The following is a 19,986-nucleotide window of genomic DNA, read 5'->3' on the forward strand; positions in this document are numbered from 1 at the left end:
TCCCTTATTCCAATACCTCCAGGATGGGGCTGCCGGTGGCGCCATTGGGCAGGCCAATGCCCAGCATCTGCGATACGGTAGGAGCAATGTCGGTAATGGCCTGATAGCGGTAGCTTCCGCCTCTCTTAATGCCGTTGCCATACCAGATCAGCGGTACGTGGGTATCATAGGTATAGCCCGAGCCGTGGGTGGTGGCGTAGGAGATCTTGTGCATCCAGGCCGGGTTCAGCACCAGCAGCACATCGCCGGAGCGGGGGCGGTAGTAGCCCATCTGCAACAGATGGCGTATGCCGCCGCTGTATTCATTCTGGCGCATCTGGCTGCCGGTATAGGCATCTACCGTATAAGGCTGCAGCACCAGGTAGTTTACTACTTCGGCCTGCACCTCTTCCAGATGCAGTTTGGCAGCACGTATGCGGGTATGGTTCAGGTATACCTGATCGTTGGTAATATATTCTACCAGCTCCTGCTGCTTAAAGCGTTGCTGCAGCTGCTTATTGAGCGCTGCCTTAAGCTCGCCTTCGGGATAATAACCTGCCGGCAGGCGCTCGTCCATCAGAAACTGGGGCACATCGGCAGCGGCATGATCGGCGGTAAGAAAGAGCATGTAGTTGCCCTCGCCTACCTGTGCATCCAGTGCGTCCAGCAGGCGGGCTATTTCGCGGTCCAGGCGCAGGTACATATCGTGCAGCTCCCGGGAGCGCAGGCCAAAATCATGGCCAATGATATCGGGAGTAGAATAGCTAACCGTAAACAGGTCGGGGGTTTCGTCCTGGCCCAGCCCCTCACCTGCCAGCGCTGCCAGGGCTATTTCCGTTACCAGCGTATTGCCCCATGGCGTGCTGCTGAGAATGTCATAACCCCCATTTTGCTCCTGCAATTCAGGCAGCACATAGGGAAAGGTTGCCTCGGTTCGGCCGGCAAATACCCGTTCGTAGGGCTGGTTGTCGGGGCCGCTGTTTTGATACGCGGCTTCGGGCAGCAGCAGGGTCCAGGTACTGTCCAGGTACTGTTTGGCCAGTTGGCGGCCATTGAACTGCTGCATCCAGCCGGGCAGCTGCTCCATGTAGTAGGTGCTGGTGATAAAACGTCCGGTGGTTTTATCATACCAGTAGGCGCCATCGGGAATATGGCCGGCGGGCATTACAGCACTACGGTCCTTCAGGCTTACCCCAACTACCTTGGCCCGGCGGTTGGTGGCCAGCTTTAGCTCATCGGCCAGGTTGGTGACCAGCAGGCGATGCGGCGAGGCGGCCATGCCTGTTTCGCTGCCTACGGGTTTTTCGTCCGGATCGCCGGCGCAGTAGACTGAGCGGGCCTCTTCCCGGCTGTACCAGTTGTTGCCGATAATGCCATGTGTGGCGGGTGTAGCGCCCGAAAAAATAGAGGCATGGCCCGGACCGGTAAAGGTGGGGATGTAGTTGTAATGGGTGTTATAGTTGACAAAACCCTCCCGCATCAGGCGCTTAAAGCCCCCTTCGGTAAATCCCTGTGCAAAACGGGTGAGGTACTCGGGCCGCATCTGGTCAATCACCAGGCCTACAATCAGTTTTGTAGCAGGCCGTTGGGGTTCCTGCAGCGCCTCCTGCACGGCCTCAGGGGCCGGAGGGGATGAGGAGGAGTCAGCTGCCGGGGCAGGCGGCTGGGTTTTGCAGGCGGCCATCAGCAACAGGGTACTTGCAATCAATCGGAGTTTCATGAAAATAGGGAATGGGCCTTGCAGGCCACCCCTTGGTAGCCGGCAAGGCCGGTGGTGAATCTTATTTGCGCAGGGGGGCCTGTATGCGGTAGTCGGTGCGCACCTGTCCCTTGCTGATGTTCTGCAGCTTGGTTTGCAGCAGGCGCTTTTTAAGCCCGCTCAGGTAATCGGTAAACAGCACCCCCTCGATGTGGTCGTACTCGTGCTGGATGATGCGGGCGGCAATGCCGTCATAGTCCTCGGTATGCTCCTGCCAGTCGGCATCGTAGTAGCGGATGCGGATCTGTTCGGGCCGGTACACATCGGCCCGGATGCCGGGTATGCTCAGACATCCCTCCTCAAAGGCCCAGTCCTCGCCGCTTTCTTCCAGAATCTCGGGGTTGATGAATACTTTCTTGAAGTCTTTCAGCTCCTCGTCCATGGGCTCGCCATCCACCACAAACATGCGAATGCTTTTGCCGATCTGCGGGGCGGCCAGGCCTACGCCACTGGCGGCGTACATGGTCTCAAACATATCGGCCGCCAGGGCTTTTACATCAAGGCTGCCCTGCTCAATATCCTCGGCCTGCTTTTTCAGTACCGGATCGCCATATACAACTATGGGATAGATCATCGTATTCCTTTGCTTTCCAAAAATGATTGTAAAATAATCGTGGCGCTTACCCGGTCTACCAGCTCCTTGTTTTGCCGGTCTTTCTTTTTAACCCCTCCGGCCAGTATGGCTTTCTGGGCCATGCTGGAGGTAAAGCGTTCGTCATGCAAATGTACGGGAATCTGCGGAAAATGCTTCCGTAAAATTGTGGCGCAGCCCTTAGCGCCGGCTGTGGCATCGGTATCGGTATTGTCCAGGCGGCGGGGCATGCCCACCACAAAGGCTTCTACGCTTTCCTGCCTGAGGTAAGCGGTTATAAAGGGCACCAGGTCTTTGCTGTGAATGGTCTCCAGCGGCGAGGCAATGATCTGAAGGGGGTCTGTGGCGGCCAGCCCTACCCGTTTGGATCCGTAATCAATGGCTAGTATACGCCCCATGTCTAGTTCTGTGCGGTGAGTCCCCGCCATTTGCGGCGCACCCGCTTCTCCAGCGCCAGCGCCTTGGGAAAGAGGATCTCGTCTTCAATGTGCGAATGGCTTCTGAGGCTTTGCTCAAAGGCCTGCAGCTCGCCATACACCACTTTTAGCAGCAGGGGGGTAGTATCTGAGGTGCTGTAGTTATTGGTGAGCACCCGAATGCCCTGCATCTCATCATCGTGGCAGTCGTGCTCCACGGCTAGTTCTTCAATGGTGTTTTTCTCCATCATAAAAAACAGCCTGCCCGGATGAAAATTGCCCTGCGTGGCGGCCTGCAGCAGTAAGATGTAGGTAAAGAGCGTATCTTCTTCTTTATAGATATGGCGGATAAAATCCTCTACATAGAGGGGGAAGATAAACTTCAGGTCTTCGGCAGCCGGGCTGTGCAGCAGGTCGGCGGGGCTCAGCTCCTGGATGAGCCGGGCAATGTAGGGCAATTTATGCTTTACAAAAAGATAATGGCTGTGCTTGAGGTAGGCAATGATGATATCAACCGGTAGGCTGGTAAGGTTAGGCGTCTCGGGCTGCTGCAGGGCCGATTCCAGGCTGTCTACCACTTGCTGTACACGCAGGCCCCGCTGCTGGCATACCTGCTCCAGGGTTTGCTCGGAGTACTCGTAAAATTCTATTCCAAAGTAGTACAGCACCGACGCAAACACGTAGTTCTTCTCAATCAGTTCTGTGATTTTGGATTTGTCGTAGCTCACCGCACCAACTGTTTAAAGCAAAATAACTCTCAGAAGCCGGGTCCCGTGCTGCTGCGGGGGGGTGCCCGGCTGGTTCTGATCGCCTGTTAATCCTAAAATTTCTTCGGAAGAAAAGTAAATATACAAAAATCCCCTATGCAGTGGTAAAAAATTTCGGCCTGGCCCGCAAGATGCAACTCTGGGCGGCAGATGCATGTTTTAGGCCAAAAGAAGCTTTTTTAACCGCTCCGGTCTTGCTACCTTTCTTATTCCTATATATGCAGCAGCACAAAATTTGTTTCAGCGAAAACGAAGCAACAACCGGCAGCGTTACAAAAATACACAGACTGCATGGCCGGGCCCGCTGAGCAGGGCCCCTGTGAGAGCGATCATCTACCCAAGAAGCATTACACCCTATGTATAAAAACACCAAATCCGCCGCCAAACTTCCTTTCTTTGTATTTCTGGGAGTAGCTGCAGGCCTGCTCCTGGGCGCCTCCATTACCGACCCCACCGCCAACAACCCCTTTAACAGTCTGTTGAAGTTCCGGGAAATTGTGACCCACATCGACCGCTACTATGTGGATGATGTGAATACCGAAGGCCTGGTAGAAGACGCCATTAAAGGGATGCTGGTAAAGCTGGACCCCCACTCGGTCTACATCCCCAAGGAAGATCTGCAAATCTCCAAATCGCAGCTGGAGGGCGAGTTTGATGGCATTGGCATTGAGTTTAACCTGATCCGCGATACCATTGTAGTGGTAGCCCCTCTGGCGGGCGGGCCTTCCGAAACGGCCGGCCTGCAACCCAACGACCGCATTGTGCAGGTAAACGGCCAGCCGGTAGCCGGACGTGGCGTAAGCAACAAAGAAGTATTTAACCTGCTGCGCGGCCCCAAAGGCAGCAAGGTAGAGCTGGGTGTACTGCGCCGTGGCAAAGCCCAGGTGCAGCAGTTTACCGTAGTGCGCGATAAAATTCCGCAGCATTCCGTAGCGGCCACCTACATGGTTAACGATGAGGTGGGCTACATTAAGGTAACCCGCTTTTCGGCCACCACCTATACCGAGTTCCGCAAGGCCATGGACGACCTGGCTGCCCAGGGCATGAAAAAACTGATCCTTGACCTGCAGGACAATCCCGGCGGCTACATGGACCGGGCCGTAAACATGGCCGATGAGTTCATCAGCGGCAACAAGATGATTGTGTATACCGATGGCAAAAAGAGCCGCTACGATACGCAGTCCCGCGCTCAGCGCACCGGCATCTTTGAGCAGCAGCCCGTAATTGTGCTTATCAACGAAGGCAGCGCCTCCGCTTCCGAGATTGTGGCCGGCGCCCTGCAGGACAACGACCGGGCCCTGATCGTGGGCCGCCGCAGCTTTGGCAAAGGCCTGGTGCAGATGCCCATCAGCCTGAGCGACGGCTCCGAGCTGCGGCTGACCATTTCCCGCTACTTTACCCCCAGCGGCCGATCCATCCAGAAACCCTACAGCGCCGATGGCGAATATAGCAGCGACCTGAAGAACCGCTACGAGCATGGCGAGTACTTTACGGCCGATAGCATCCGCTTTAGCGATACGCTGCGCTTTGAGACCAGCAAGGGCCGTGTGGTGTACGGCGGTGGCGGCATTATGCCCGATGTATTTGTGCCCCTGGACACTACCCAGAACAGCACCTACATGACCAAGCTGTTTCTTAACAATGCCGTAAACGAATATACCCTTAACTGGGCACAGGCCAACCGCGCCAAGCTGGAAAAAGGGGGCTTCAAAGACTATTACGCCCATTTTCAGGTAACAGATGCCATGCTGAAGGAGATTGTGAAAATGGGTGAGCGGGAAGGCACCCCCTTTGATGAAAAAGGATATACCCGCTCCAAAGAACTGCTGCGTACGCATGTAAAGGCCCTTATTGCCCGCAACATTTGGAAGAACAACGGATATTATCCAATTTACAACCAGACTAGCAGAATTTTTCAGCAGGCCCTGCAGCGCTTCGATGAAGCTGCCGAGCTTGCCAGTAACCACTAAGGCCATGTTTTATACCCGATTAGGCGAGCTTCCGCCCAAGCGCCACATCCAGTTTCGCCAGCCCGATGGCAGCCTGTATGCCGAAGAACTGGTAAGCTCCCGGGGCTTCTCCGGCGTGTACTCCAACCTCTACCATGTATACCCCCCCACCCGGGTAAAGCAGGTAGGCAAGCCGCAGCCCTTTGGCACTAAGATCAAGGAAGATTACCCCCTGCTGCAGACGCACCTGAAAACTGCCGGCGAGGGTCTTACCGGCCATGATTACCTGCACGGCCGCCGCATGCTGATGAAGAACAGCGATGTGGCCATCGGCATCTGCAACATACCGGCCGGCAGCCGCATGCCCTTTTTCTACAAAAATGCCGAGGCCGACGAGGTCATTTACATCCATGACGGCAGCGGGCGCCTCTACTCGCAGTTTGGGGTTATTGATGTGCGCAAAGGCGATTATGTGGTGATCCCCCGCACCACCATATACAGATTTGATTTTGATAACGAGGGGGATATGGTGCGCCTGCTGGTAATTGAGGCGGCCAACCCTATTGAAACGCCCCAGCGCTACCGCAACGAGCTGGGCCAGTTGCTGGAGCACAGCCCCTTTGCCGAGCGGGACATACGCCCGCCGCATGAGCTCATTACCGAAACCGAAAAAGGCGATTACCTGGTAAAGATCAAGAAAGGCAATTACCTGCATCAGTACCACTACGAGCACAGCCCCATGGACCTGGTAGGCTGGGATGGCTACCTCTACCCCTTTGCCTTCTCTATCTACGACTTTGAGCCCATCACAGGGCGCATCCACCAGCCGCCGCCGGTGCACCAGACCTTCCACTCCGATGGCTTTGTGATCTGCTCCTTTGTGCCGCGCCTGTTCGATTACCATCCGCAGGCCATCCCGGCGCCCTACAACCACTCCAACATCGATTCCGACGAGGTGCTCTTCTATGCCGAAGGCAACTTTATGAGCCGCAAGGGCATCGACAGGGGGTCGTTTACGCTGCATCCCGGCGGCCTGCCCCACGGACCCCATCCCGGAACGGTAGAAAAAAGCATTGGTAAGAAAGAGACCAACGAATATGCCGTAATGGTGGATACCTTCCGCCCCCTCTACCTCACCGAAGAAGCCATGGCCTATGTAGATGAGAACTACCCCATGAGCTGGACGGAGTAGGCCCAGCTTATTCATTAAAAGCACAGGAGCTGGTAGAATTTACCAGCTCCTGTGCTTTTTTACCCCAGCCTTTTTCCTATTCAGATTGATATTTGATCTCATTGTAGTGCTGCACCAGCAGCACTACATTATTCAGCAGCTTGTTGTTTGATCTCATTAAAATAAGCCACAATTCGCAAAACATCTCCCGGCTTTCGAAGACTCAATCGGTTTTTAGTTATAAATGCGTTTATCCGCTTCTCTTCATCCTGCATCAACTCCTGCAGCACTTTTTTTTGAGGATTACGAAGATAAACCGGCTGAGTATTCATTGGCGTTGGCTCATTATACCGTTGAACAAAAGTAGTTGGTGTAATCAGATAGATAGTCAAATAAGGAACTGTTACATTATTTGCCTCTATAACCTGAAAACTTGCAAAGTTTGTAAATAGAGGATTATAGCTACTGAACCCTTTTATGCCGCTATAATCCTCAGGAATAGCCTTATCAATATTTTCCTGAATAACCGCCCTATTTTCATACACAAGGTTTTGCTTGACATCATATTCTAATTTTTGCAATGCCAGCATATACTCACCTTCTACCAATGCCTCAAAAAAGCGAAATTCAACCTTGTTTTTAGCTGGGAAATAAGGCAATGCGTAAAATGTACGCATAGTATTTATCCGTTCATCATAAACCCAAAAAAGCCTAATCTGTCGAGCATCATAATCAAAGGGGGTGTTATTAATATAAATTTGAAGTACATCATTTGTTGCTTCAGAAGAGAACTTGATGTAACCCTGCATCTGCGTTCCTGTTTTTAGTTCCACCCCGCCCTCATACCACATCCATTTTCCTATCTCTGTCTGGCCATATAAGGTTCCCGAAGAAAAGAAAAACAGGAAGAATGATAAAAGTTGCTTACTAGTCATGCATTTAGAGTAAGAAGACAAATGTATTTTTAACAAACAGCACAAGCAATTATTGTGCCTATATTGTTACGGCATGTAGATAACTTGATGTTTTTATTACTCAATAACCCATACCACTAGAAGCAAAAAAGGAGCCTGCATACGCCGGCTCCTTTTCATTTGGATTAACTCAACCTAAAACACTCAATTCGAGCGATCTTTAATTTCGTTGTAGTACTGCACCACCCGTAACAGGTCCTGGCGCTTGCGTACATCCAGCTTGTTCTGGCTGATGAAGGCATCTACCTGGCTGCGCTTGTCCCGCACCAGCTGCATGAGCATATCGGGATTGGGCTTGCGGAAGCGCACCTCCTGGCTGGCCAGGGAAGTAGGCTGGTTGTAGGCTTCTATGTGACTATCGGGGGTAACCAGGTAAATGGTTTCATAGGGCACCACCACCGAGTAGCCCCGCATGGCGTTGCGATCATACCAGCTGGGAATGTAATGCCCGCGGTACATATAGGGATTGCGGGGCTGGCGGGTTTCGGTCCGGAACTCGGTTTTGCTCAGGGCTGTCAGATAGCCCCCCTCCAAGAGCGTTTCGAAGAACAGCATGATCTCATGCCCGCTGCCTTCTGGGGTAAAGGGCAGCGAGTAAAAGGTGCGGGTAATGCCCAGCTGATCGTCATAAAAGCGAAAGAATACCACCTGGTTGGCATCGTACGAAAGCGTACGTCCATCGGTGCGGATCTGCAGCAGGGCGGCTTTAAAATCAGAATAGTAGCTGATGGCCCCCTGCAGGCGCTGGCCCGTTTCCAGCTCAACCATCCCCTTAAACCAGAGATCGCCCCTTTGCTGGGCAGAAGCCGGAGCTGCACCAACACCTATCAACAGAAAAAGCACCAGCAGGTGTATAAAGTTTATTCGCATCGAGCGTCTATTTAGGAGTTTATTCTCAGTTTTTATAACGAAAACAGAGCAAAAAACGTGCTAGTTATCTACCATACCCTAAAACAAAAATAGTATCTTTCACTGTCATGCAGCTGCCAGTTCCCAGTTTATCTCCTTCTGCCCCCCTGGTACTTTTTAGCCTTTTTCAGCTGGAGAAGGGCCATCGCCTGTGGGCGCTGCGTAAAATGGGACTTTCCTCCTTTCTGTTACCCCCCTCTGCTGCCATGCCCTTCGGGCTGATGCTGGGGGTTGGCAAAGGCTTTGGCCTGGACCCGGACTGGGACCGCTATGCCCTGCTGAGCAGCTGGCGACGCCCGGAGGAAGCGTATGATTTCCTGGAAAAGAATCGGCTGGCGCAGCAACTGCAGCATAAAAGCCGGGAGCGCTGGTCGGTGCTGATGCAGCCTGTGGTGGCCAAAGGTGAATGGGGTGGCAAAAACCCTTTTCTGCCCGCCGCCCCTCCGCTGGAGGCCGGGGAACCTGTGGTGGTACTTACCAGAGCCACCATTCGCCCCACTCGCATGCTGGAGTTCTGGCGGCAGGTGCCTCCGGTGAGCCTTTCCACCCAACAGGCCCCGGGGCTGCTGGCCAAGATCGGCATTGGTGAGCTGCCCGTAGTGCAGCAGGCCACGCTGAGTGTATGGGAGAATAAGGAAAAGCTGGAAGGTTTTGCCTACCATATGCAGCAACACCGGGCCGTTATTGGCCAGACCCGACGCCGCAACTGGTACAGCGAAGAGCTGTTTGCCCGCTTCCGTCCTCTCTGGACGCAGGGAAGCTGGTCAGGGCAGCAGGTGCTTCCCCAGCTAAATACTCCCCTTAAATCGTCCTAAGCTCTTTTTCTTCACCCTTTTATGGAATAGGGATCCTAAATTAATAACTAAAATATTAGTTATAAAACTAAACATTTAGTATGTTTGATTACTTCTACTAGAAACTTACCCCCTTAGCCCCCATGAAGGAATTAACCAAAGCGGAAGAGCAGGTGATGCAGCTGCTCTGGCAACAGGAAAAAGCCTTTGTAAAAGACCTGGTGGCAGCCATGCCTGAGCCCAAACCCGCCTACAATACGGTATCAACCATTGTGCGCATCCTGGAAACCAAGGGCTTTGTAGCGCACCAGGCCTATGGCAAAACGCATGAGTACTACCCCCTCATCACAAAAGATGACTACCGCTCCTTTTATCTGAAGAGCATGGTCAGCACCTATTTCGGGGGCTCGTTTCAGAAGCTGGTTTCCTTCTTTGCCAAAGACAACGACCTGGATGTGCAGGAACTGGAAGAGCTGATGAAGCATGCCAAACAAGAATTAGATAACCCCAAAGGCGATGACTAACATAGTTCCCTACCTCCTTACCGCCAGTGTGCTGCTGGCCGTGCTCTATGCGGGCTACTATGTATTTCTGCGCAACCAGAAAGCCTTTGCCTTTACCCGCTTTTACCTGCTGGGCAGCCTGTTCCTTTCCCTGCTGCATCCCCTGTTAAGCGGACTGCTGCCTGGTACTTCTCTGGCATCCGGCACAATACCCCTGGAATTTTCCGAACAGTATCTACCGGCCCTGGTGATATCACCAACCCATGAAGCGATCTATCCGGCTCCCTATTCTCTTCTGCTATGGGGCTATCTGGCAGGTTGCGGGCTTGCAGGCATGCTGTTTCTTGTTCGCCTGACAAAGCTGGGGCTTGCCCTTCGGCAATTGCGCTTTCGGCCCGGCCCGGACGGTTTTTGGGTAGCGCACACCAGGAGCAAACAATCTACCTACTCCTTTTTCCATTACCTGGCCCTTAATCCGGCGCACTTCAGCAGTCCGGAAGAATACCAGCTGGTATTGCAGCATGAGCAAGCCCATGCCCGCCAGTGGCACTCGGCCGATGTGCTGCTGGGGGAGCTGGCAACCATCATCCTCTGGTTTCACCCCGGCATCTACCTGCTCAACCGGGCGCTGCGCCAGACCCACGAGCACCTGGCCGATGCCGCCGTGATAATGGGCGCTGCTTCCGCCCGCAGTTACATCAATTTAATGGCCCGGCAGGGCCTGGCCGCTGCCGGTTTCTCCCTAAGCAGTCATTTTTTTCAATCGTTTACCATAAACAGAATTCGCATGATCAACAACCCAAAAAACACCTTTGCAGCTTGGCGGCTGGCAGCTCCTCTGCTCATAGCCGCATCGCTTACTGCCTTTGTCGCCTGCGAGAAAGAAAGCCAGCTGCCACCCCCTCCGCCCCCCTCAGAAATATATGCCTCTGAAAACACTCCACCCCCTCCACCTCCTGTTGAAATTCAGACTGATCTTCCCAATCCTCCTATAAACTTGGCCACACATGGCTTACATGAGTTTAGGAATGGAGCGGATGTTAAAGTAGAATTTGAGACACTACCAGAAGGAGGTATGCAGGACTTCTATCTGCAACTGAAGAACAACATTCGTTATCCAAAGGAAGCCTTGGACAATGGTATAGAGGGAACCACCTATATTAGCTTTGTAGTAGATGTTAACGGAAATGTGGAATCAGCAGAATCTATAGAAGGTAGAGAATTGGGGTACGGGTTAGATGAAGAAGCCATCCGGGTAATCAAAAGCTCTAAATGGACCCCAGCCAAAAATGAAGGAAAAGCCGTAAAGCAGCGCAAGGTCTTGCCGGTAAAGTTTACACTCGATAAAGAAGCAAGCCAAAAACAGGCCAACAATAAAACGAGTGTCCGGTTCAAACAGCTCTTAAAGCTTCCCGTACAGTCACAGGACGCCTGTTAACGTTGAGGAGTGTAGTTGATAGACTATTTCTATCCATCAAGCAGAAAAAAAGGCCGGTAATTCACCAGCCTTTCTGCGTTAACCATTGTGTAATCCGAATCAGCTCACTAGTAAGTGCTCCTTGTTCGTCATTTCGGCGAAGGCGGCCGCCGCCTTCGCCGAAATGACGGCTCATAGGTAGCTATGGATGTTGATATTAGCGCACAAAGCAACAGATTAACCTACATACCTATTAACCAAGCTTCTTCGCCTCATTCCAATACACATCCATCTCGGCCAGCGTCATGTCGCTCAGGTTCTTGCCGGCTTTGGCGGCTTGCTGCTCCAGGTACTGAAAGCGGCGAATGAATTTTTTGTTGGTGCGTTCCAGGGCTTCTTCAGGATTAATACCGGCAAAACGGGCGTAATTGATCAGGGAGAACAGCAGATCGCCGAATTCTGACTGGGCCCGCTCCTGATCGATGGGCTGGTCGGATGCGGCATTGAACTCGCTCCTGAACTCCTGCATCTCTTCCTCTACCTTCTCCCACACCTGCTCCTTTTCTTCCCAGTCGAAGCCTACGCCCCGGGCCTTTTCCTGGATGCGCATGGCCTTTACCAGGGCCGGCAGCGAGCGGGGCACCCCGCCCAAGACTGATTTTGGCGCATCGTCCACCCCTTTTTCCTTTAACTTGATCTTTTCCCAATTGGCCTTTACGGTTTCTTCGTCGTGGGCCTCCACATCGCCATAGATGTGCGGGTGGCGGTGAATGAGCTTCTCGCAGACCCCATTCAGTACATCGCCTATATCAAAGGCGCCTTCTTCATCCCCAATTTTGGCATAAAAAGCCAGGTGTAGCATCAGGTCGCCCAGCTCTTTTTTGATCTCCGGCAGGTCCCGCTCAATGATGGCATCCGACAGCTCGTAGGTTTCTTCTATGGTGAGGTGGCGCAGGCTTTCAAGGGTCTGCTTTTTGTCCCAGGGGCAATTCAGGCGCAGTTCGTCCATGATGGTGAGCAGGCGGTCAAAGGCCTGTAATTTCTCAGTGCGGCGGCTATCGGCAGGGGGGGTAATCAGGGGCATAGGCGTAAGAAACTTTGCGGGAAAAACATTCGTTTTCACTCTAAAGAGCGTAAATTTGTAAATAAAAAAGGACTATGGCTACTTTGTTGCTGGGAATCGGGTTTGTGGCGTTGTTTTTCATCCTCATGTCCGTACGGCTCATTTTCCTGAAAGACGGACAGTTCAAGGGCACCTGCGCCTCACAAAACCCCTTTCTGAATAAAGAGGGCGAAGCCTGTGGTTTTTGCGGACGCAAGCCGGGCGAAGCCTGCGGCAATCCGGATGGTGAGCCCAAAAACGAAGTAGAGAAGGTGCTGGCCAAATTCTCCTAAGCTCCTCAGGCTCAAACTATTTTTATAGCCTGTCCCATTTGAAATAAATACGTGATTGCTGCGCTTTTTGCTGCAGCGGCTCCTGAATTTTCCTACCTTTGCACTCCCATTGCAATTCTTACCCTTTAGATCTACAACGTGGCCTTAATTAAATCAATATCCGGTATTCGGGGTACGATTGGCGGGCAGCCCGGCGATGCCCTCACCCCCATTGATGTGGTACTGTTTACTGCCGCTTTCGGCAGCTGGATCCGCGATGCCGGCGGCAGCCCCAAAATTGTAATTGGCCGCGATGCCCGCCCCTCGGGCGATATGGTTTCCAAGCTGGTGACCGCCACGCTGCAGGGCCTGGGTCTGGATGTGGTAGACCTGGGCCTTTCCACCACTCCTACTGTAGAAATGGCTGTAACGGCCGAGGGGGCCGGCGGCGGCATTATCCTCACCGCCTCGCACAACCCCGTGCAGTGGAATGCCCTGAAACTGCTCAATGCAAAGGGTGAATTTATCTCCGGCCAGGATGGCGAAGAGGTGCTGCGCATTGCCGAAGCCAAAAGTTTTTCCTTTGCCGAGGTGAAAAAGCTGGGCAACTATACGCTCAAAGAAGAAGAATACCTGGACTACCATATCCAGAAGATCCTGGACCTGCCGCTGGTGGATGTGGACGCCATCCGGGCGCAAAACTTCTCCATAGTGGTAGATGCGGTAAACTCCAGCGGCGGCATTGCCATACCGCGCCTGCTGAAGGCCCTGGGCGTAACGCAGGTTAAGGAAATGTACTGTGAGCCCAACGGCCAGTTCCCGCATAATCCTGAGCCGCTGCCCGAGCACCTGACCGATATCTGCCGCGAAATTAAAAACGGCAAGTACCACCTGGGCATAGTGGTAGATCCGGATGTGGACCGCCTGGCGCTCATCAGCGATACCGGCGAGCCTTTTGGCGAAGAATATACCCTGGTGGCCGTGGCCGATTATGTGCTGCAGGCCAATGGAGGTGGCAATACCGTTTCCAACCTATCCTCTTCCCGCGCCCTGCGGGATGTAACCGAAAAGCAGGGGGGCAGCTATGCCGCCGCTGCCGTAGGCGAGGTAAATGTGGTGGAGAAAATGAAAGAAACCGGGGCCCTCATCGGCGGCGAGGGCAATGGGGGCATCATTTACCCCGAGCTGCACTACGGGCGCGATGCCCTGGTAGGCGTAGCCCTGTTCCTGAGCCATCTGGCCAAGTGGGGCAAATCGGTGGCCATGCTGCGCAGCAAATACCCCAACTACCACATCTCCAAGAACAAGATTGAGCTTACGCCGGATATTGATGTGGACCGCGTGCTGCAGGAGATCCAGCAGCGCTACGCCAAGCACGACATTAACACCATTGATGGGGTAAAGATTGATTTTGAGCAGGAATGGGTACACCTGCGCAAGTCCAATACCGAGCCCATCATCCGTATTTATTCAGAATCCTCTTCGCCTTCTACGGCCGAGCATTTGTCTAAAAAAATAATTTCCGATATTAAGGAGATCATTTCCACCAAAGCAGATCAATAAGGCATGAGGGTTTACCTGGACAACGCCGCCACCACTCCGCTGGATCCCGAAGTATTTGAGGCCATGAAGCCGTATATGCTCAACCTGTGGGGCAATCCATCCTCCATCCACAGCCATGGGCGCGAGGTACGGTCCGCCATTGAAAAGGCCCGCAAAAAGGTAGCCGAGCTGCTGCAGGCCGCCCCTGCCGAGATCTTCTTTACCTCGGGCGGCACCGAGGCTGATAATATGGCCCTGCGCTGCACTACCGAGGCTACTAAGGTACGCCATGTGATCTCCTCGCCCACCGAGCACCATGCGGTGCTGCATACCCTGCAGCACATGGAAAAAGCCGGGCAGATTCGCCTGCACCTGCTGGAGCTGGACAGTACCGGCTCTGTTTCGCTGGACCATCTGGAGCAGCTGCTCAAGGCCCATCCCGGTAGCCTGGTGTCGCTCATGCACGGCAACAACGAGATCGGCAACCTGCTGGATCTGGAGCGGGTAAGTGCCCTTTGCCAGGAGTACAAGGCTCCTTTCCATTCCGATACCGTACAAACCATGGGGCACTATGCCCATAATCTCAGCCGGCTTACCATCCAGCACCTGGTAGGTTCGGCCCATAAATTCCATGGCCCCAAGGGGGTTGGGTTTCTCTACATCAATGCCGGGCACAAGATTCATCCCCTGCTGCATGGCGGCGCTCAGGAGCGCAATATGCGCGGCGGCACCGAAAATGTGTACGGCATCATAGGCCTGGCCAAGGCGCTGGAGATCGCCTACCGGGATATGGAGAAACACAAGCGCCACATCAGCGGCCTTAAGCAGCGCATGATCGACAAGCTGAAGCAGTCTGTACCGGGTGTAGGCTTCAATGGCAACTGCGCCGATCTGGAAGGCAGCCTCTATACTGTGCTGAACGTAAGCCTGCCCCCTACCGACGACAACGACATGCTGCTTTTTAACCTGGACATCAACGGCATTTCGGCTTCGGGCGGCAGTGCCTGCAGCAGCGGCTCTTCCATTGGCTCACATGTACTGCAGGCCATTAAGTGCGATCCCAGCCGGGGTGCTGTGCGCTTCTCCTTCAGCAAATACACTACCCCTGAAGAGATCGACTATGCCGTAGAAAAGCTGGCCGAGCAGTACCGGGTAGAGGCCTAGCACAGGGCATTAGCACATCATTCACCGTACTTGCAGCTGCACATGCAGCCGCCGCACTAATCTTTACCATTTTCTGTTAGAAGTTCATGCCAGTAAATAAACAGGCGGTAGCGCCGATTACCGGACGGCGTCACCTGATTCAGGTGATGTGTTCGGCCCCTAATTTCGAGGAACATTCCCCGGACTTTTACGAAGAGAACAACATAAAGCCCCCCACCACCCTGCAGCCGGTGCTGATTGATGTGCGCTTTATCCAGGCCATTGAAAAATGTGAGCATGGCGAGGACGAATGCCACATTACGCTGCAGGACGGCACCCAGTACCATGCCTCGGTGCCCTATGAGATCATCCTGCGCTTCTTTCAGGAGCAGGAAGGGGCCGTTATCTTTGATTTTACCAACTACAGTTTTTAAAAAGGAGCGGCCTGCGGGCTACCCCTCATAAAAAAGGAGCTTATTCGGCTCCTTTTTTTGTTTCTGCATCCCACTGCAACAGGCTTTGCAGCAGTTCTTTCTGGGTATCCAGCGTTTTATTATCGGCATACCACTTGTGCACCAGCTGCATAAACTCTTCCTGCGTGCGGCCGTTGGGGTTGGCCTTAAAGTCCATGACCACCGCCTGTGCGGTCTGGGGCGGGGGCCCCAGCTGCCGAGCTCCCCCAGGTGCTGCGGTTCCAGGGCAATCAGTTTGGGAATGGAACGGGTTCCGTTGGTCAGGTAGGCATCCATTACAGCAGGGTGCTCATCCCGCAGCAGTAGCTTCAGCCCTATTTTGGAGGAGTACTCGGCTACTTTGGCCATTACCGGCACAATCTGGGCCGCATCGCCGCACCAGCCCTCGGTAATCACCACCCATAATTGGGGCTTCTCGAGCCGGTCCAGCGCCTGCCGAAATTCATCGATCAGTACCGTGGTTTTGTTGAGCCGGCGCATGCGCTGCAGGTTCAGGCGGGCATAGTCTACCAGCCAGGGGCTTTGGTCGGTGCCGGTGGTGCGGCCCTGGGCCATTTCGCTTTCCAGCAGGTCCATGTACTGGGGGTAGCTCATGGCCTGGCGGAGCAGGTCTGGGGTTATGATAGTCTCAGTTTGTTGTTCTTGCATGATCAAAAAGATAGATACTAGTAAACAGATACGATTAAAAAAAGCGAGGGGGTTGGCCCTCGCTTCTGTAGGCAGCTTAGGCTACCTGTAATTCTTTTTCTTTGGCCGCTTTGGCCAGCTGCCTGGCGTGCTCTTTATTTCTGGAATGCTTGATGTGGTTGGGTACACCGCGCAGGTCCCAGATCAGGCCCATCCAGCTGAGCATCTTAAGGCCGTAGTAGGTAAGGTCAATCTCCCACCAGAAGAAGCCCTGCCGGGCAGCCACCTCATAGTAGTGGTGGTTGTTGTGCCAGCCTTCGCCCAGGGTGAGCAGGGCCAGCCAGAGGCTGTTCTTGGACTCATCGCCCGACTCGTAGCGCTGCTTGCCAAACTTGTGCATGATGGAGTTGATGGAGAAAGTACCATGGTAGAGCAGCACCGTACTCAGGAAAAAGCCGATCAGCAGGGTAGAAAAACCGGCAGTTGTGAACATGTCCAGAATACCGTTGCCGTTCACCATCCCGCCCAGCGCCATCAGGCCGATGGCCAAAATAGTCGGCGGCACCAGGTAGTGCTTGTTCAGCCACACCAGCTCGGGGTATTTGGCATAGTCGGCAATTACCTTATAGTTGGTTTCCTTATGGTCGGGACCCACAATCCAGCCCACATGCGAGTGCCAGAAGCCATAGAGCTTCATGGAATGCGGATCTTCGGGCTGATCGCTGTGGCGGTGGTGCACCCGGTGGTGGGAGGCCCACCAGAGGGCGCCCTTCTGGGCACTGGTTTGCGCCATAAAGGCAATCACGGCCTGAAACCAGCGGCTGGTCTTATAGGATTTGTGGGAGAAGTAGCGATGGTAGCCGCCCGTTACCCAAAACATGCGAAACACATACAGAAAGATACACACCGCCCAGTCAAAGAGGGTGGCACCGGTGAAAATAGCCGCCAGCGGCAGCAGGTGAACAATCAAAAACCCAATCTCACTGGATAGCTTGGGCTTGCCATGCGGTACCAGGGCTGGAGCGTCAGATGCGTGCTTCATTCGTTCTTTCAATCAATTCTTCACAAAGATGGGTAAATTTCCGCGCTTCATTGCACGGCAGGGCACTATTGGCTCATTGGGATTATCTATAGGGCAACAGCAGTGCGCCTGCAATAATTCAGGGGAGCGCTTTTTTTTAATTTCGGCAAAAGTGCTGCCTCCCCAGGCCATAAAAAATGATCTGGATCAGGTTTACCCCCTTTTTTAGCAACCATAGGCCTTGTTGCGGGCAGGTGGAGGACTAGTTGCCGCTGCGGCGCAGCACCATCTCCTGCAGGCATTTTACCCAAAGGGGGTGTACATTCAGGCTGGGCACCAGCTCCCATTGCTCGCCGCCATGCTCCAGAAATACTTCCTTAAAGGCCTCGCCTACTTCTACGGTGGTTTCCAGGCAGTCGGAAACAAAGGCGGGGCTAAAGGCCAGCACTTTTTTCTTCCCTTCTTTGGGCAGCTGCCGGATCAGGTCATCGGCATAGGGTTGTATCCAGGGGTCTTTGCCCAGCCGGCTCTGAAAGCAGGTGGTGTACTGATCGGGCCGCAGCCCCAGGCGCTCGCCCAGCAGGCGGGAGTTGTAAAAGCACTGCGCCCGGTAGCAATGCTGGTTCTGAGGGGTATAGGTGGCGCAGCAGGTAGCGTTTATCTTGCAGTAATCGCCGCAGGATCCCTTATAGATCTGCCGCTCGGGCACCCCATGGTAGCTAAAGAGGTAGTGGTCCCAGGCCTGCTTTTGCACATAAGGTCTGGCCACCTCCACCAGCGTTTGCAGGTACAGCTCATCCTCTACAAAGCGGCTCACAAACTGTATGCCCGGAATGGTCTGCCAGGTCCGCACAATCTCCATAACCCTGTCGATGACCGAGCCCGAGGTAGCCGAGGCATATTGCGGAAAAAGGGGATAACGATCAGCTCCTTTAGTGCACAGGCCTGCAGCTTGGCCAGCACGTCGGGAATGGAGGGGTTTTGGTAGCGCATGGCCAGCTCTACTACATACTCCTGCCCCAGCGCCTGCTGCAGCAAATCGCGCAGCTCATAGCCATAAAACTTCAGCGGAGAGCCCTTGCCCGGCACCCAGAGCTTTTCATACTCGTGGGCCGATTTTGGCGCCCGAAAGGGAGCGATAATGCCGTTAACCAGCGCAAAGCGGTTAGGATAGGGAATATCAATTACCCGGGCATCCATCAAAAACTCCCGCAGGTAGCGCCGCACATCGGGCACAGCCGTGCTATCGGGCGTACCCAGGTTTACCAGAAGTACACCGGTTTTAAACGCAGAAGGGCTGGATTGCATCTCTCTCTGTATAGCGTGTGAGTTGCAAAGTTACACAAGCAGGCGCATACTTGGTGGCCAAACGCCAAAAAGCTTACTGTTTTATTAGAGGAAGCAACACCCGCTGATCTCCCTGCCGGAGTAGCAGGTAATAGAGGCCGGCCGGCAAATGCGCCAGCGAAAGGGGCTGTTGGGGATTCAGCAGCTGTTCTGCCCCATGCAGGCGGCCCCGGGCATCCAGCAGCTGCAGGCGGGTATTTTGCTGCCAGCCATCGGGCAGCTGCAGGCGCACCCAGTTCTGGCTTGGGTTGGGGTACAGGCGAATGCCCAGCGATTCCGGATCAAGATCTTCTATTCCGGTGGGTTCTGGCGCCGGTTCGGGCTTTTCGGGAAACAGCCAGCGAAAAGCCTCGGGAAACTGCGAGCGGTAGTAGGTTTCATTATGCCCGCCCGTAGGGGTGATGGTGCGCTTCACCGGCGTGTAGCTTTCTTCCATCTCCAGCAGCCGATCGTAAAGATAATTCACATAGTTTACTGGGTTTTCGCCCTCTTCCTCACTGATCACCATATACACCCGGGTCTGATACGCATGCGGATTTTCCTGCACATACTCAATGATCTCGGGACTGAACCAGAAGGCCGGCGAGATCAGGCCAATGCGCCCAAATACCTCCGGAAAGCGCACGGCCGCATACAGGGAAATAAGCCCGCCCAGCGAGGCCCCCATCATACCGGTATACTCCCGCTCGGGCCGGGTACGGTACTGTTCGTCGATATAAGGCTTTAGGGTTTCGGCAATAAAGCGGATGTAGCGCTCCCCCTCGCCGCCCGTACCATCGGACTTTTCCCATGGCACATATTCATTGCCCCGGTGCTGCGAATCGCTGGCAATGGCCACTACAATCACGCCCGGGCTCTCCTCCTGCTCCACAAGGGCCGTGATGGCTTCATCTACCTGCCACTCTACCCCTCCCTGGGCCAGCTCGGCATCAAAGAGGTGCTGGCCGTCGTGCATATACAATACGGGATAGCGGAGTTCGGACGCTTCATAGCCGGGCGGCAGGTACACCCATATGCTGCGGCTGCGGTTCAGCTGCGGCATTTCAAAAGCCTCATCAATCAGAGAAACAGATGCCCCCAGGCTGTTTTGCGCCCATGCCCCGGAAGCAGGCAGGAGCAGCAGGCTCAGGAGCAGGAAAAAATAAGGCCTCGCCATCTGACCAACCGTTAAAAAAATAGCCACGTTGTAGGTAAATAGGACTGTGGTACCGGCAGACGATCTGCGCCCG

At 54.0% G+C, this 19,986-nt stretch carries 19 protein-coding genes and 1 pseudogene; 9 read left to right on the top strand and 11 right to left on the bottom strand.

The annotated features are described in order from the left end of the window. Positions 1-4: 4 nt before the first annotated feature. The 4 genes from pafA to ADICEAN_RS02895 form a co-directional block, all read right to left on the bottom strand. Positions 5-1,699, bottom strand: a complete 1,695-nt coding sequence (gene pafA / locus ADICEAN_RS02880) for an alkaline phosphatase PafA (protein WP_152426292.1) — start codon at positions 1,697-1,699, stop codon at positions 5-7. Positions 1,700-1,760: 61 nt separating this feature from the next. Continuing rightward, positions 1,761-2,312, bottom strand: coding sequence for a peptide deformylase (gene def / locus ADICEAN_RS02885; protein WP_009194021.1), 552 nt, complete (start codon positions 2,310-2,312; stop codon positions 1,761-1,763). Then, positions 2,309-2,728: a Holliday junction resolvase RuvX gene (ruvX, locus tag ADICEAN_RS02890; protein ID WP_009194022.1), complete on the bottom strand. Its 420-nt coding sequence runs from the start codon at positions 2,726-2,728 to the stop codon at positions 2,309-2,311. Before ruvX ends, def begins: the two co-directional genes overlap by 4 nt. 2 nt (positions 2,729-2,730) lie before the next feature. Then, positions 2,731-3,474, bottom strand: a complete 744-nt coding sequence (locus ADICEAN_RS02895) for a hemerythrin domain-containing protein (protein WP_009194023.1) — start codon at positions 3,472-3,474, stop codon at positions 2,731-2,733. A gap of 395 nt (positions 3,475-3,869) precedes the next feature. Here ADICEAN_RS02895 and ADICEAN_RS02900 point away from each other — a divergent pair, with 395 nt between their 5' ends. After that, the gene (locus ADICEAN_RS02900; RefSeq protein ID WP_009194024.1) at positions 3,870-5,483 is read left to right on the top strand and encodes a S41 family peptidase; all 1,614 of its coding nucleotides are present in this window, start codon (positions 3,870-3,872) and stop codon (positions 5,481-5,483) included. A 4-nt stretch (positions 5,484-5,487) separates the two neighbouring features. Further along, on the top strand, positions 5,488-6,654 hold the full coding sequence (locus ADICEAN_RS02905) for a homogentisate 1,2-dioxygenase (protein ID WP_040396056.1): 1,167 nt from the start codon (positions 5,488-5,490) through the stop codon (positions 6,652-6,654). A 128-nt stretch (positions 6,655-6,782) separates the two neighbouring features. Here the strand turns inward: ADICEAN_RS02905 and ADICEAN_RS02910 are convergent, their stop codons facing one another. Together ADICEAN_RS02910 and ADICEAN_RS02915 are read right to left on the bottom strand one after the other, a co-directional pair. Beyond that, on the bottom strand, positions 6,783-7,568 hold the full coding sequence (locus ADICEAN_RS02910) for a hypothetical protein (RefSeq protein WP_009194027.1): 786 nt from the start codon (positions 7,566-7,568) through the stop codon (positions 6,783-6,785). Between the two features lie 183 nt (positions 7,569-7,751). Continuing rightward, positions 7,752-8,477 carry a hypothetical protein gene (locus ADICEAN_RS02915; RefSeq protein WP_009194028.1) on the bottom strand — a complete coding sequence of 242 codons (726 nt, stop codon included), beginning with the start codon at positions 8,475-8,477 and terminating at the stop codon, positions 7,752-7,754. Positions 8,478-8,584: 107 nt separating this feature from the next. Here ADICEAN_RS02915 and ADICEAN_RS02920 point away from each other — a divergent pair, with 107 nt between their 5' ends. The 3 genes from ADICEAN_RS02920 to ADICEAN_RS23125 all read left to right on the top strand — a co-directional run bounded on the left by ADICEAN_RS02920 (position 8,585) and on the right by ADICEAN_RS23125 (position 11,251). After that, positions 8,585-9,331, top strand: coding sequence for a DUF3291 domain-containing protein (locus ADICEAN_RS02920; RefSeq protein ID WP_009194029.1), 747 nt, complete (start codon positions 8,585-8,587; stop codon positions 9,329-9,331). Between the two features lie 122 nt (positions 9,332-9,453). Continuing rightward, positions 9,454-9,834 carry a BlaI/MecI/CopY family transcriptional regulator gene (locus ADICEAN_RS02925; RefSeq protein WP_009194030.1) on the top strand — a complete coding sequence of 127 codons (381 nt, stop codon included), beginning with the start codon at positions 9,454-9,456 and terminating at the stop codon, positions 9,832-9,834. Then, positions 9,827-11,251 carry a M56 family metallopeptidase gene (locus ADICEAN_RS23125; protein WP_009194031.1) on the top strand — a complete coding sequence of 475 codons (1,425 nt, stop codon included), beginning with the start codon at positions 9,827-9,829 and terminating at the stop codon, positions 11,249-11,251. The genes ADICEAN_RS02925 and ADICEAN_RS23125 overlap by 8 nt, the downstream gene beginning before the upstream one ends. A 232-nt stretch (positions 11,252-11,483) precedes the next feature. Here ADICEAN_RS23125 and mazG read toward each other — a convergent pair whose 3' ends face one another. Next, on the bottom strand, positions 11,484-12,314 hold the full coding sequence (gene mazG / locus ADICEAN_RS02935) for a nucleoside triphosphate pyrophosphohydrolase (RefSeq protein ID WP_009194032.1): 831 nt from the start codon (positions 12,312-12,314) through the stop codon (positions 11,484-11,486). 74 nt (positions 12,315-12,388) lie between these two features. Here mazG and ADICEAN_RS02940 point away from each other — a divergent pair, with 74 nt between their 5' ends. The 4 genes from ADICEAN_RS02940 (at position 12,389) to ADICEAN_RS02955 (ending at position 15,723) form a co-directional block, all read left to right on the top strand. Continuing rightward, positions 12,389-12,625: a hypothetical protein gene (locus ADICEAN_RS02940; RefSeq protein ID WP_009194033.1), complete on the top strand. Its 237-nt coding sequence runs from the start codon at positions 12,389-12,391 to the stop codon at positions 12,623-12,625. 138 nt (positions 12,626-12,763) lie between these two features. Then, positions 12,764-14,167 carry a phosphoglucosamine mutase gene (gene glmM / locus ADICEAN_RS02945; RefSeq protein WP_009194034.1) on the top strand — a complete coding sequence of 468 codons (1,404 nt, stop codon included), beginning with the start codon at positions 12,764-12,766 and terminating at the stop codon, positions 14,165-14,167. Positions 14,168-14,170: 3 nt separating this feature from the next. Beyond that, positions 14,171-15,310: a cysteine desulfurase family protein gene (locus ADICEAN_RS02950; RefSeq protein ID WP_009194035.1), complete on the top strand. Its 1,140-nt coding sequence runs from the start codon at positions 14,171-14,173 to the stop codon at positions 15,308-15,310. A gap of 86 nt (positions 15,311-15,396) precedes the next feature. Further along, the gene (locus tag ADICEAN_RS02955; RefSeq protein ID WP_009194036.1) at positions 15,397-15,723 is read left to right on the top strand and encodes a hypothetical protein; all 327 of its coding nucleotides are present in this window, start codon (positions 15,397-15,399) and stop codon (positions 15,721-15,723) included. 18 nt (positions 15,724-15,741) lie between these two features. Here the strand turns inward: ADICEAN_RS02955 and ADICEAN_RS02960 are convergent, their stop codons facing one another. The 4 genes and pseudogenes from ADICEAN_RS02960 to ADICEAN_RS02975 all read right to left on the bottom strand — a co-directional run bounded on the left by ADICEAN_RS02960 (position 15,742) and on the right by ADICEAN_RS02975 (position 19,913). Continuing rightward, on the bottom strand, positions 15,742-16,410 hold the full coding sequence (locus ADICEAN_RS02960) for a thioredoxin family protein (RefSeq protein WP_009194037.1): 669 nt from the start codon (positions 16,408-16,410) through the stop codon (positions 15,742-15,744). 76 nt (positions 16,411-16,486) lie between these two features. Next, on the bottom strand, positions 16,487-17,431 hold the full coding sequence (locus ADICEAN_RS02965) for an acyl-CoA desaturase (RefSeq protein WP_009194038.1): 945 nt from the start codon (positions 17,429-17,431) through the stop codon (positions 16,487-16,489). 241 nt (positions 17,432-17,672) lie between these two features. Continuing rightward, positions 17,673-18,718, bottom strand: a pseudogene (gene hemH, locus ADICEAN_RS02970) (ferrochelatase). 73 nt (positions 18,719-18,791) lie between these two features. After that, positions 18,792-19,913: an alpha/beta hydrolase-fold protein gene (locus ADICEAN_RS02975; RefSeq protein ID WP_009194041.1), complete on the bottom strand. Its 1,122-nt coding sequence runs from the start codon at positions 19,911-19,913 to the stop codon at positions 18,792-18,794. Positions 19,914-19,986: the final 73 nt, after the last annotated feature.

It is taken from the genome of Cesiribacter andamanensis AMV16 (assembly GCF_000348925.1).
GTDB lineage: Bacteria > Bacteroidota > Bacteroidia > Cytophagales > Cyclobacteriaceae > Cesiribacter > Cesiribacter andamanensis.